This window comes from Thalassomonas sp. RHCl1, from assembly GCF_947387555.1.
Taxonomy (GTDB): Bacteria; Pseudomonadota; Gammaproteobacteria; order Enterobacterales; family Alteromonadaceae; genus Thalassomonas.
In genome coordinates, this window is sequence record NZ_CANDNZ010000012.1 from 1 (window position 1) to 13,269 (window position 13,269).

Annotated in this window: 10 protein-coding genes and 3 tRNA genes; 4 read left to right on the plus strand and 9 right to left on the minus strand. The window is 48.0% G+C overall.

Translation table 11 applies throughout. The features are described from left to right. From QL234_RS24905 to QL234_RS24915, 3 genes are all read right to left on the minus strand, one after another. Positions 1-73: transfer RNA gene (locus QL234_RS24905), tRNA-Glu, on the minus strand. 37 nt (positions 74-110) lie between these two features. Continuing rightward, positions 111-186: transfer RNA gene (locus QL234_RS24910), tRNA-Glu, on the minus strand. A gap of 44 nt (positions 187-230) precedes the next feature. After that, positions 231-306 (minus strand) — tRNA-Ala (locus QL234_RS24915). 690 nt (positions 307-996) lie between these two features. Here QL234_RS24915 and QL234_RS24920 point away from each other — a divergent pair. Next, positions 997-1,914: a gluconeogenesis factor YvcK family protein gene (locus QL234_RS24920; RefSeq protein WP_281560466.1), complete on the plus strand. Its 918-nt coding sequence runs from the start codon at positions 997-999 to the stop codon at positions 1,912-1,914. Between the two features lie 199 nt (positions 1,915-2,113). On the opposite strand, the gene dcd is transcribed toward QL234_RS24920, so the two are convergent. Together dcd and apbC are read right to left on the minus strand one after the other, a co-directional pair. Beyond that, complete coding sequence (gene dcd / locus QL234_RS24925) at positions 2,114-2,713, minus strand: dCTP deaminase (RefSeq protein ID WP_281560467.1); 600 nt, start codon at positions 2,711-2,713, stop codon at positions 2,114-2,116. A gap of 56 nt (positions 2,714-2,769) precedes the next feature. Continuing rightward, positions 2,770-3,879, minus strand: coding sequence for an iron-sulfur cluster carrier protein ApbC (gene apbC, locus QL234_RS24930; RefSeq protein ID WP_281560468.1), 1,110 nt, complete (start codon positions 3,877-3,879; stop codon positions 2,770-2,772). Between the two features lie 181 nt (positions 3,880-4,060). Between apbC and metG the strand changes: the two genes are divergently transcribed. Further along, positions 4,061-6,124: a methionine--tRNA ligase gene (gene metG, locus QL234_RS24935; protein ID WP_281560469.1), complete on the plus strand. Its 2,064-nt coding sequence runs from the start codon at positions 4,061-4,063 to the stop codon at positions 6,122-6,124. Positions 6,125-6,186: 62 nt separating this feature from the next. Here metG and QL234_RS24940 read toward each other — a convergent pair whose 3' ends face one another. The 4 genes from QL234_RS24940 to QL234_RS24955 all read right to left on the minus strand — a co-directional run bounded on the left by QL234_RS24940 (position 6,187) and on the right by QL234_RS24955 (position 11,239). Further along, positions 6,187-6,819 (minus strand): response regulator transcription factor, encoded by a 633-nt coding sequence (locus QL234_RS24940; RefSeq protein WP_281560470.1) that lies wholly within the window; start codon positions 6,817-6,819, stop codon positions 6,187-6,189. Continuing rightward, positions 6,812-8,785 (minus strand): histidine kinase, encoded by a 1,974-nt coding sequence (locus QL234_RS24945; RefSeq protein WP_281560471.1) that lies wholly within the window; start codon positions 8,783-8,785, stop codon positions 6,812-6,814. The genes QL234_RS24940 and QL234_RS24945 overlap by 8 nt, the downstream gene beginning before the upstream one ends. Continuing rightward, positions 8,757-9,935 carry a sugar ABC transporter substrate-binding protein gene (locus QL234_RS24950; protein WP_281560472.1) on the minus strand — a complete coding sequence of 393 codons (1,179 nt, stop codon included), beginning with the start codon at positions 9,933-9,935 and terminating at the stop codon, positions 8,757-8,759. The genes QL234_RS24945 and QL234_RS24950 overlap by 29 nt, the downstream gene beginning before the upstream one ends. A 440-nt stretch (positions 9,936-10,375) precedes the next feature. Further along, complete coding sequence (locus QL234_RS24955; RefSeq protein WP_281560473.1) at positions 10,376-11,239, minus strand: hypothetical protein; 864 nt, start codon at positions 11,237-11,239, stop codon at positions 10,376-10,378. Between the two features lie 315 nt (positions 11,240-11,554). On the opposite strand from QL234_RS24955, the gene QL234_RS24960 reads away from it, so the two are divergent. Both QL234_RS24960 and QL234_RS24965 read left to right on the plus strand, forming a co-directional pair. Further along, complete coding sequence (locus QL234_RS24960; RefSeq protein ID WP_281560474.1) at positions 11,555-12,550, plus strand: rhodanese-related sulfurtransferase; 996 nt, start codon at positions 11,555-11,557, stop codon at positions 12,548-12,550. Positions 12,551-12,641: 91 nt separating this feature from the next. After that, positions 12,642-12,911: a TfoX/Sxy family DNA transformation protein gene (locus QL234_RS24965; RefSeq protein WP_281560475.1), complete on the plus strand. Its 270-nt coding sequence runs from the start codon at positions 12,642-12,644 to the stop codon at positions 12,909-12,911. Positions 12,912-13,269 lie beyond the last annotated feature (358 nt).

Consider the following 13,269-nt stretch of genomic DNA (forward strand, 5'->3'; position numbering starts at 1 on the left):
CATCCCTAAGGGGATTCGAACCCCTGTTACCGCCGTGAAAGGGCGGTGTCCTAGGCCTCTAGACGATAGGGACACAGCTATTCAATGCGTACTCGTTTCGATTTAAAAGTTGGCATCCCTAAGGGGATTCGAACCCCTGTTACCGCCGTGAAAGGGCGGTGTCCTAGGCCTCTAGACGATAGGGACACAGATGACACTTTTAAATCTAAACACCTTATCAAAAGATAAGATGGTGGAGCTATGCGGGATCGAACCGCAGACCTCTTCGCTGCCAGCGAAGCGCTCTCCCAGCTGAGCTATAGCCCCGTTTTCTTGCTTAGCAAGTTGACCTACCTACTTGCTGAAAACGAGGCGCATTCTAAGCAGAGGCCTGCTTGGTGTCAACACTTATTTCAAAAAAACAGGGAAAAATATCAATCTTTTGGTTTGAGTGCTCAGTTAAGAAGCATCTTGATTATTTTTTGTATAATCAAGCGCTTATGTGTATGATTTTTATACTCACCCTTGCCGGGTTTGTCCTTTCTCCTTAGTAAAACCCGCTGTTTAAGGCCGCTTTTAACTCAGATGAAAATAAAACAAAGACAACCGCTATTAAAATAACAATACTAAGCTCTTCATTTTTAACTTCTTTACCCTTGTTATTACCCCCTACGCTTTATTGGCAGACAAATATCATAATAAGCACGCATGCATAACAATCGATACCGCCCTGCCCCATAGCCGCAACTTCCTCAGTCTTTCCCCCTGAATATGGAAAAGCTCTTTTCAATATTAAGCGGCTATACTTTTACTACTTGTAGATATTTTTAAAACGCGTTAACCCGCCTTATCCCTGTTTAAGTAATAAAGCATCAGTTCATGGGTAAATTCTCGCCGTGTAATATGCTGTAATCCGATGTAAGGGTTCTTTGCTTTATTTTTATAGCGGTTACAGGTAAGGTTGACTCTTATTTTTGACGGGTTAAACAACCTCATTGAGCACGTAACAACTATTATATGCAGCTAAACAAGCTAAATATTGTCGCCATCGGCGGAGGCCATGGATTAGGGCGGGTGTTATCGACACTTTCATTTATGAGGGATCAACTAACAGGTATAGTCGCCACCACAGACAACGGCGGCTCCACCGGGCGTTTAAGAAAACGCAGCAGTTCCATCGCCTGGGGCGATTTGCGCAACTGCCTGACCCAACTGGTAGAACACGACTCTGTCGGCAACCAACTCTTTAACTATCGTTTTGACGGCCAGGATGAACTGGGCGGCCATAACCTGGGTAACCTGATTTTATACGGTCTCGACCAGGTGCAATCGCGCCCGTTAGACTCTATTAAACTGGTGCGTCGTCTGCTCAGGGTGAAAACCCAGGTATTTCCGATGTCGGAAACCCCGACAGATTTAATGGCCTTTTACCCACAAAGACGCTGCCGTGTCGGCGAGCTCTCGGTGGACGAAATGCCGATCATGCCGAAAAACCTGATGCTGGCGCCTCTAGTGAAATCCCTGCCCCAGTGTATTGAAGCCATTGAAAATGCCGATTTGATCATTCTCGGTCCCGGCAGCTTCCTTACCAGCGTGATCCCGCCGCTGCTGGTACGTGATATCGCCAATGCCCTGTGCAAAAGGCGCGGCCACAGTGTTTTTATCGAAAATATTGTCGCCGAGAAAAGCCCGGCGGCAGCCTTGTCTTTGCCGGAGAAGCTGGACTGGATAGAAACAAATGTCGGTTGTTTGCCGATAGATACCGTGATTTGCCAGGATAAGGAAGTATACTCTCCCCGGGTGAATATGATTTACCGGGATCTGACCTGTGATGCCGTGCCCCATCATCACGATAAGGAAAAGCTGGTGGCGGCGTTAATGGAATGTGCCAGCCAGTTGCCGGAAACAACCCGGCTTAAAGCAGCTCAGAGGTAAATCTGTCATGCCTGTTCATCCATGAACCCATGACATACATTACATCCTGAAATCGTCATTCCTGTTCATCCATGAACCCATGACATACATTACATCCTGTAAATAAAAAGAGCCGGTCAAAGCCGGCTCTTTTTATTTAGACATTTTATTTTGCCATCACCGGCTATTGTGCCGTTAAAGACTACTCAGCCGTTGAGGACTACTCAGCCGTTGAGGACTCATCCTGACTGATACGGCTGGCAACAGCGCCCATTTGTCCCTTGTACTTGGCATCGTTACGCTTATTATAAGGGTGTAATGCTTTAGACGACATGGTTTCAAAGTTCAGCGCGGCAATCTTCATCTTAGGTCTTAATGCCAGCGGCAATTTACCGCTGTTATAAAATTCTAGTACGATCTGTCCGGACCAGCCGGGATCGATACGGTGCGCAGTTACATGCACCATAAGACCTAAACGCGCCAAAGAAGAGCGGCCGTCTAACCAGCCGACAATATCATCGGGTAAAGTCACCGACTCATAGGTGACGGCAAGCGCCAGTTCGCCGGGATGAAGAAAGAAGGCTTCACCGTCGGGGATAAAGATTTCTTCACTCATCACCGAATTCATCGCCTTTTGCATTTCTTCTCTGGGCCCGCTTAAATCAATATAAGGCGCGGTATGATCCTGAAAAACGCGAAATTCATTGCCCAAACGAATATCGACACTGACCCCGGAAATCATGCTGGCACTTGGGGTCGGCGAAATTTGAATTTTACCGTCTTTAATATGTTGTTCTATGTCCTGATCACTTAATCTCATAAGGTCTTCTTCTTGGTTTAATCCCTATTTATACTTTAATACCCGAAGCCTGCCAGCTAAAGCGTGACGATTTCTGCGGTATTCGGGCTACGGCTGTCTAACTGATAAAATAACTGCGCCGCCATATTGCGGGCTATTTTACGGTAAAGCAGGGCAATTTCACCAGCGCTATTTTCTATTATCTCAGATTTCCCCAAATCGGCATCTTGCCTGATGGCAATATCCAAAGGTAACTGACCCAATAACCGGGTTCTATAGCTGGTGGCAATATCGCCTCCCCCGCCCTGGCCGAACAGGTGGGATTTTTCGCCGCAATGCTCGCACAGGTGATAACTCATGTTCTCCACCACGCCAAGCACCGGCACCTGCACCTTATCAAACATCACTATGCCCTTGGCGGCATCGGCTAAGGCAATATCCTGGGGCGTGGTCACCACCACAGCCGCCGCTACCGGTACTTTTTGCGCCAGGGTCAGCTGGATATCACCCGTACCCGGCGGCATATCTATCAGTAAATAATCTAAATCAGACCAATCGGTTTCATTCAGCAGCTGGCTAAAGGCGGAGCTGGCCATGGGGCCGCGCCATACGGTGGCTTCTTCATCCGGCACCAAAAAGCCGATAGACATGGCCTCTAAACCCTGTGCGTTAAGCGGGGTCATGAGTTTGCCGTCTTTGGAAGTGGGCTTTTCGTTTTTCAGCCCAAGCATAGTAGGAATGGAAGGGCCATAAATATCGGCATCCAATATCCCCACTTTCGCCCCTTCCGCCATCAGCGCATAGGCGAGATTGACCGTGGTCGTCGATTTCCCGACACCGCCTTTACCCGAGGCAACAGCGATAATATTACCGACATTGGCAATCTCATGGCTTCTTACCGGCCTCACCTGCAATTGAACATCAAAAATAACCTCGGTCTGCAGCGCTTCACTGAGGTTATCCGCCACCTGGGCCAGTTCAAAGGTACAGGGAAATGGCACCGTCAGCGCCACGGTGATTTTTTTCCCCTTGCCGGGCAAGGAAATATTAAAGTCCGTGCACAGGGACAAAATGCCGTCTGGAAAAATGTCTGAGCGATACTCAGCCAAGCTATCCGCAATAAGTTGCTTGATCTCATCGCTGCTTAGCGCTGTTTCTGCTTTACTGGAAAAAAACTTACCGAACAATTTAACCCACCGAGAATAGGTTCTATTCAGCCTTATATCCTATGTAGGGGCAATACATTTAACCGTGATCACCACAGGCATAAGAAAGATTGAATAAAACGTAATAATTATTAATGAAAATAGACCTTAAATTCTGTACCATTCCCCCCACGATTACCATCAAAATAATATTAACCTTTATATGTCAGTAGAAAAGACTATGGAACAGCCGTCAACATCAACGCCGGCAAAGCGTAAAATACTTGCCACCTGTGCCCTGCCCTATGCCAATGGTTCTATTCATTTAGGCCACATGTTAGAGCATATCCAAACCGATATCTGGGTACGCTTCCAGCGAATGCGCGGCCATGAAGTCTATTTCGTTTGCGCCGACGATGCCCACGGCACGCCGATCATGCTTAAAGCCCAGGAGCTTGGCATGACCCCGGAAGAGATGATTGCCGGTGTGCGTGAAGAGCATATGGCGGATTTTAACGATTTCTATATCAGCTTTGACAATTATCATTCCACCCATTGCGACGAAAACCGCGAGTTGTCGGAAGAGATATATAACCGCCTGCACGCCAAAGGCCATATTAAAACCAAAGTGATCTCCCAGTTGTACGATCCGGAAAAAGGCATGTTCCTGCCGGACCGTTTCGTGAAGGGCACCTGCCCGACCTGTAAAAGCGAAGATCAAAACGGCGACAGCTGCGACAGCTGCGGCGCTACCTATTCGCCGACAGAGGTGATCAACCCGCGCTCTGTGGTTTCTGGTGCGACGCCGGTATTAAAAGATTCCGAGCACTACTTCTTCGACCTGCCGGCTTTTGGTGAAATGCTCAACGACTGGACCCGCAGCGGCTCGTTGCAGGACGAAATGGCCAACAAACTTGGCGAGTGGTTCGAGCAAGGCTTGCAGCAATGGGACATCAGCCGCGATGCCCCTTATTTCGGCTTTGAGATCCCCAATGCCCCGGGCAAGTACTTCTATGTCTGGTTAGACGCCCCTATCGGTTATATGGGCAGCTTTAAAAACCTGTGTGACAAGGCCGGTATCGACTTTGATACCTACTGGAAAAAAGACTCGGATGCCGAGCTTTACCACTTTATCGGTAAAGACATCATCTATTTCCACAGCCTGTTCTGGCCGGCTATGTTAGAAGGCGCCGGTTACCGCAAGCCGACTTCGGTTTACGCCCACGGTTTTGTTACCGTAAACGGCGCGAAAATGTCTAAATCCAAAGGTACCTTTATTAAAGGCCGTACCTATTTAGAGCATTTAAACCCGGAATACCTGCGTTATTATTATGCCGCCAAGCTCACCAGCCGTATCGATGATCTGGATTTAAACCTGGAAGACTTTGCCCAGCGGGTAAATTCAGATTTAGTCGGCAAGGTGGTTAACATCGCATCCCGTTGCGCCAGCTTTATTACCAAGCGCTTTGACGGCATGTTATCCACCAACATCGACAATCAGGCACTGGCAGACGAAGTGATGGCCGCCGGCGACAGTATCGCAGCCCATTATGAAGGGCGTGATTTTGGCCGGGCAATGCGTGAAATCATGGCGCTTGCCGATAAGGTCAACGAATATATTGCCGTAAAAGAGCCGTGGCAGCTGGTGAAAGATGAAAGCAAGCAGCAGGAAGTACAGGATATCTGCTCGCTGGGCATCAATATGTTCCGTACCCTGATGACCTATCTTAAGCCGGTACTGCCTAAGCTGGCCGAAAGCACCGAAGCTTTCCTGAACGACACCCTTGTCTGGGAAGGCCATAAAACCCTATTAACAGATCATAAAATCAACAAGTTCAAAGCCTTATTGCAACGAGTTGATATGGATAAAGTAAACGCCATGACAGAAGCATCAAAAGAAAGTTTAACCGTTGAGACTAAAGCGCCGCTAACCGGCCCGTTAGCCGACGATCCGATTAGCGAAGAAATCCAGTTTGACGATTTTGCCAAAATCGATTTACGTGTCGCGAAAATCGTCAAAGCCGAGCATGTCGAAAAAGCCGATAAATTATTACGCCTTGAACTGGACTTAGGCGGCGAAACCCGCCAGGTATTTGCCGGTATCAAGTCTGCCTACCAGCCGGAAGATCTTGAAGGTAAGATGACGGTCATGGTGGCCAACCTGGCACCGCGTAAAATGCGTTTTGGCATGTCCGAAGGCATGGTGTTGGCCGCCGGCCCCGGCGGTAAAGATTTATGGATCTTAAATCCGGAAGAAGGCGCCCAGCCGGGTATGCGGGTGAAATAACCCCAGAACCCTTTAAAAACTCTCAGGCGAGCTTAGGCTCGCCTTTTTTATTTCATATTGCTTTAGCCAAAACCATTTTTTACCGCATAAATCGCGGCCTGAGTCCTGTCGCTTAACTCCAGCTTCGCCAGCAGGTTACTGACATGTACTTTGACGGTTTTTAAACTGATGAAAAGCTCATCGGCTATCTCCTGATTGCGCAATCCCTGCCCCAAAAGCGCCAGAATTTCTACTTCCCGCCGGGTCAATGCCTCCCCTTTGTGTTTTTTTGTCAGCCCAACCGCCAGCTTTGCTGCTACTTCAGCTTGAATATAGTGCTCACCGCCGGCAACTTTACGCACCGCAGCGACCAGTTCATCACCGTCTATATCTTTGAGCATAAACCCTAAGGCACCAGAGGCAATCGCCTGATTAACTTTAAGCTCGCCGGAAAAGCTGGTCAGTATCGCCACCCGGGTAGTTAATCCCCTGCTTTGAATCTTATTCAGGGTTTCCAGACCACCTCCCCCGGGCATGCTTAAGTCCAGTAAAGCAACATCCGGAGCATATTTTTCAATTAACTCGAATGCCAGGCGACCATTGTCGGCCTGAGCAACGATGGCGATATCATCTTCCAGCTCCAACAGGCGGGCTATGCCCTGGCGTACCACATGGTGATCATCGGCTATCACTACACTTATTTGCTTATCAGGCATTTAATATTTCCTTTGTTGACTGGCTCAGGAGTGTTTTCCCGCTCATGGCCAGCTGCCAGTTCAAATTAATCTCGCTGCCCTGGTTTTGGACACTGACGATGGACAGCCCGGCATTAATGTCACTGGCACGCTCTTTCATCATGATTAACCCCAGCGAGCTGTCATGGCATTGTCCGGGCTCAAAACCTATACCATTATCTTTGATCGTCAGGCTCAATAAATTATCCTTGATGCTCAAGGTTAAATTTACTTCTGTAGCGCCTGCATGTTTGACTATATTGTTAAAGGCTTCCTGGGCAACCCGGTAAAAAGTAAGCCTGACATTATCCGGCAACACAGGCTGCGCTGTAATAGCGCTCGAAAGAGTAAAATGCTTTCTTTTTTCAATACGTTTAACCAAGCGGGCCAACAAAGTCGGCAGATCGTAGCTGGCAGACAAATCCGGCCTGAGTCCGCTCAGTACGGCGCGCATTTCAGACAAGGCCGACTGGGTCAGAGCGCCCAATTCATCCAGGTATCGACGCGCCAGTTCCGGATCTTTGTGCCATAACTTACCCGAAGTTTTCGCCATCAGGTTGACTGAAAACAGGGTTTGGCTGACTTCATCATGTAAATCCCGGGCAAGCTGTTGCCGCTCTTTCAGGGCTATTTGCGATTTATCGCGGATAAAACGCTCCCTGGTAGCCACAGCCAGCGAAACCTGGTGATTTAAAGCCGATAACGTAGAGAAATCAACTTCCTCTTCTATCTGGTCAATATCGGGGACATAGACCTCTACCAGCGCCAATAAGCGGCCATTTTCGGTTAATGGCAGCAAAAGAAAGTCATCGCAAATATATTCACACAAGCTAGATGCTTGTGCCGCGCTTGCCGCCCGGAGACAATGAAATTGCCGGTAATATTCCCCGGCATGCTCCGTTAGTCTGTCAAACAATCGGGTGCAGAGATCACTTGCTGCTTTGATATCGGGCAGCTCGTCAGTATAAAGTACAACCGCCACTTCCCTGCCCGGAAACAGTTTTTGATATTGCTGCACGATCAACGGGTAAAAGTTAGCGGCATACAACCGGGTCATCAGAGTTTCACCCGCCAGAGCCACCAGCTCCAGCTGCCTTATTTGGCTAACGGATGCCAACAGGCGTGCTCCGGATTCACTTTTCGATCGTGACAAACCTTCCTGCATATGATTGACGGAAAGCATTAGGGTCGCAAGCTCATCTTTGCCCGAAGACGGTAACCGGACACTGAAATCTCCCCGGGAAATCCTCCTGGTGACACCCAACAATTTATCGATAGGGATCAGTAAACTCTGGCTGACCTTGATGCCCGCCAGGGCACTGAAGAAAATCATCAAGCTCGCCAGCAAGGCGGCAATATAGAAGGCAGCTCTTTCTTTACTCCTGGCAAGTTCGGCATGCACACTCGCTTCATTCTCCAGAGTCGCCGTTAATGTTTTAATCACCGACAGAATATCCGCCTTATATGTTTTACTTTTCTTCTCCCACAAAAATAAGGCGCTGCTGGGGAAACCATGACTGAGCAAATTAAAATATTGCCGGGTTTCCCCGATAAATAAATCATGCCCGGCAACCAGATGCTGCAGCTGCCGGCGGATATCCGGGCTTAACTCTCTGGCAGATATGGCCGCCACGCTATGCTCGAACTGCCCCAGCACCCGGGAATATTGTTCCAGATAAAGCGGATCTTGGCCAATAAGATAGGCACGTATCAGTTCATTTTCTTCGCTAAAAGCCACATGTAGCTGATGTATCTGCTTGTGCAGCTGGTGATCTTGCCGGGCCACAACCACATAATGCTGATGCACCCGGCTGACAAAATATAAACTGGACAAGGCGATCAGTAACGACAGCAACACCGACAGCATAAAGCCGTAGCGGATCCGGGCCCGGATAGACAGCCGGTGATCTAAAAAACGGTTAATCCCCCCCATTGAGCCCTTCAACATCTTGTTTTACCTGCTGCATTGCCCGGTCAAAATCACCTTTGTCCAGCAAAACCTCATTGAGATGCCTGCTGAGGATATCGTCAATTTTCCCGTCATTGACATAATCGACTTTCTTTATTCCCAGCAAGGTTTCCTTGATAAAAACCCGGGCATGGGCAGGATCTTTTAACTGGCTGAACACACGGGAGCGACTAACCGATTGACGTGAGGGCATCATGGCCCCTGATTCGGTAAAAATGGCCTGACCTTTCTGACTCGCCAGCCATTTCAAAAAACGCCAGGCGGCGGCCTTTTTCGCTGATTTTTCACTGATAACATAACCGGCACCGCCAATTTTATTCACCCGCACCTTTCCCCTGGGTAAACCCGCCACTGCCCAGTTAATTCCCCGATACTGCAAAAGCTCGGGCACTACGGCATGATTACCGAACAGCATGGCAGCCTGTCCGCGGGTAAAATAGCGAACCGCCTCGGACGTGGTGACATCAATATACTGCAACGGGCTTGTTTGCCGGATAAGCTTAACAAACCAGGCAAGCGCGGCAACACCTTCGGGGGTGTTCACCATATGTTCACGGGAGTAAGGCTGCTGATCGGCAGCACTCAGGGTGTTTTGCCACATAAGCATAGGCAACCAGTCGCGGGAATGAGCCACTCCATATTGCTGCTCCCCCGGCCGGGTTAATAAATTGGCCGTGGTAAAAAACTCATCCCAACTCCAGTTATCTTGCGGATAATCCAGCCCGGCCCGATCAAAAAGGTTTTTATTATAAAAAATGACCTTAGTATCATTATCCCTGGGAAAACCATAAAGCTCCCCCCGATACCGGAACAAGGATAACAACTGCGGATAAAAATCACCGGTATCGTAACCATCTTCTGCGATCAAGGGCTCAAGAGAAGCCAGATATCCCCGCTCAATATAACGTTGAACAGAGGTAAGAAAAAGCACGTCAGGCGGATTATCCGATAGCAACCAGCCATCGACATGCTGAAAATATTCTGACCAGGGCTTATGCAGGGAGTTAACCTTGATATCCGGGTTTTCTGATTCAAAGACTTCTATGATGCGTTCATTGACCCGCACTTCCCAGGGGTTGCCCCAGTAAGACCAGGTAATGGAAACCTGTGCTGTTTTTTGCCCGGCCATGAGCGTGCCGGGCAGCAGAGCGGTCAAAAACAACACGGCAGTAATCACTGCCCGGATAAAAAATCTCCCCTTTGTAAAAGGAACCAATGTTAAAAATAAGAACCTGACCACAGTCCTTCCCTGAACCTACTAGCATAATGAACAGGCATCTTATGCCAGTTGTACATATCGTGCAAGATCATCGAACTTGTATAGCATCATAGCGGTAAAGAGCGCATAACATACAGGGGAAGGAATAAAAATAAGGGAGAAAAAGCCCCAACAAGGCAGTAACAGTTACCGGCCTTGCAGGCACTAAAAGCCACCAGGGAGAGGTAAGCTGTGCCTGCGAGGCCTGTAAACCTCCTCAGGGGAGATGGCTTGTGACATCACAATAACAGTCAGGTAGCACATATCCGGTGGCCCGTTTTAGGGAGCAGGCTCACCGGGTTTGCCCACGGCTATAAAAGCCTGGTGTCATAATTATGACTTAAGCTCCACACCGGCCAGCCACCTTGCGCCACTTTTACCGCTATCATATACGCCACTTCCCGTTCAGAGCGCTGCGCAGAAGAAGAGCTTTTCCACTCATTTTTAAAATGTCCCGGGGTAGAATATTTGGTAATATCCCATTTGTCGCAAATATTATGGCTGGTTGAAATGCCAACCGCCTGCGCTGTTACCTGCAGACTTACGGTGGAACAATTACCGACATCCAGATCGGCTCTCGGATTCCAGTCGACCCATTGCATGCTGTCGCTGTTAGAAGCTTTGCTTGCTTCCAGTGTTGCACTGGTCAAGCCCCAAATACTTTTCCCTTTCGCGGTGGCATAGTGCTCCAGCTGAAAATAATCGTAATTACTGTCACCGTCCCCGCTTAATTTATGCACTTTATAACAACTGTCAATCCAGCCGGTACTGCCCTCATAACGGGAGAAACAGTTATGTGCCTGCATTCCCCAGCTGCCTGCCTGTATTTGCCGGAGTGCTCCTTTTGAGGCTTTATCCGGTGTTTCTACAACTAACTGAAATTGCGAACCGCTTTCACCGGCCTTACCTGTGTCATAGGTATCAAATGTCATCGATTTCACTGACTTTGGTGTCTTGGTGACCAGAATACTGCCGTCGGCAAGCCTTTTGGCTTTAATGTTATTGACGTCGCCATATTGTCCGGTTAACTCGAACCAGCGCTCATTGGCCTGACTTTTAATATCAAGCATATCCGCCGGCAACCGCGCGCCATTGCTATCGGACAAGGATTCATTCGCCTGAACTGCAAAACAGCTAAGCATGGCTACCGTCACTGGCAATAATGTGTTTTTCATTCTCTTTCTCCTTTTGTTGTCTATGGTTATGGGCGCTTGCCCAATGCAGTCATTGTCACAAAAGCCAAACTATCCGGGATCTGTCTTCGGACCGAATTTATCTAGGCCTTGAGACCTAGATAAAATAAACCGGATAACAAAAATAGATTTTGCCGGAAACTCGTCCGGGCTGTTGCCTTACGATAAACACAGACACACAGGAAAGGTGTTATTAGCAAAGATTTTTTCGGCCTGTACACTTAATAATGCCTGGGCTATAATGCGCGCCGAATTTTTAGCACCGGATTTACGATCCGATCAGCAGTAGGAAAAAAGATGTCACAATATGTAGTATCAGCCTTATATAAGTTTGTTACCCTGGAAAACTTCGAACAAATGCGTCAGCCGTTATTAGCCGTTATGGAAGACAATGAAGTACGCGGTACCCTATTACTTGCCCTTGAAGGTATCAACGGCACCATCGCCGGACCTCAGGCCGGTATCGACACTGTGCTTAACTGGTTAAAAAGCGACGAGCGCTTAGCCAACCTGGTACACAAAGAGTCTTACAATAACATTTGCCCGTTTAAGCGCAGCAAGGTCAAACTGAAAAAAGAAATCGTCACTATGGGTGTGGAAGGCATAGATCCGAAACAGGTCGTCGGCACCTATGTTAAACCTAAAGACTGGAACGCCCTAATCTCAGATCCGGAAGTTTTCCTGGTTGATACCCGTAACGATTATGAAATTGAAATCGGTACCTTTGAAAATGCGGTAAACCCTAATACCGAAACTTTCCGCGAGTTTCCACAGTATGTCAAAGACAACATGGATCCCGCCAAACATAAAAAAGTGGCCATGTTCTGTACCGGCGGCATCCGCTGTGAAAAATCAACCGCTTATATGAAAGAGCAAGGTTTTGAAGAAGTTTATCACCTTGAAGGCGGTATTTTAAAATACCTGGAAGAGGTACCGGAAGCCGAAACCATGTGGCAAGGAGAATGTTTTGTTTTTGACGACAGGGTTGCCGTTGACCATCAGCTGAATAAAGGCCAGTACGACCAATGTCATGCCTGCCGCATGCCGATCACCGAAGCAGACAAGACCCGTGAAGCTTATCAAAAAGGCGTCAGCTGTCACCATTGTATCGATAAGGTCAGCGACGAGCAGCGTGCCCGTTATGCCGAGCGTGAAAAGCAGATGGAGCTGGCCAAACAACGCGGTGAAGCCCATATCGGCAGCGATGCCAAGAAAAGCCTGGCATTAAGAAAAGAGGCGAAAAAAGCCAAGATAGCCGAACAGAAAGCCCAGCAACAGGCCAAAGCCGGCTAGTAGCGCTTTCCAGGGTAAGGTAGCAGCACCACTGTTGCCTTACCCATTTTTATCCCCCAGCACTTAGTTTTTCACTTTAGCTATCAAAGTTATGGTAAAAAGATTAAGGGATCTCAAAGGTTTTGGTCCCAAAAGTGAAGCAGTTCTGGCACAAGTCGATATCCACAACGTTGATGACTTTATGGCCACCGATCCCTACCAGCTCTATAAGCAGTTAAAAGAAACCGTTGAAGGCACAGGATTAAACTTCCTTTATGCCATTATCGGTGCCCGGGAAAATTGCCACTGGCAATCAGTAGCTAAAGAACAAAAAACCGCCATTTTACTCCGCCTCGAAGACATGGGCCTGGCGCCTAAATAACCATGAGCAGAGAGCTTATGATCAAATTATGCTCAGGCAGTTTTCAGACAAATCGCATAAATAACGCCAAAACCCGACATTTTATTCAGACATTTCCCTGAAAAACAGAAAATATTCTTGGCAAAATATTCCTTATAAACAGCGGCTTTCAGCCTGGTTCAGCATTTTCGTGTCGCTTTAGCGCGAAATTTTGTCGCCTTTTTGCTAGTCATAAATAATCAACAACTTATCGTAATAAGCGCTGCCGGATGTTAACAGGCTAAATCATTTTTATTACATTTTGATTAAACCTACATGAATATCCGGAAGCAGGTTGAGAAGCCACTGCTTGACGGTGGCAATTAAGAATATCCAAAAA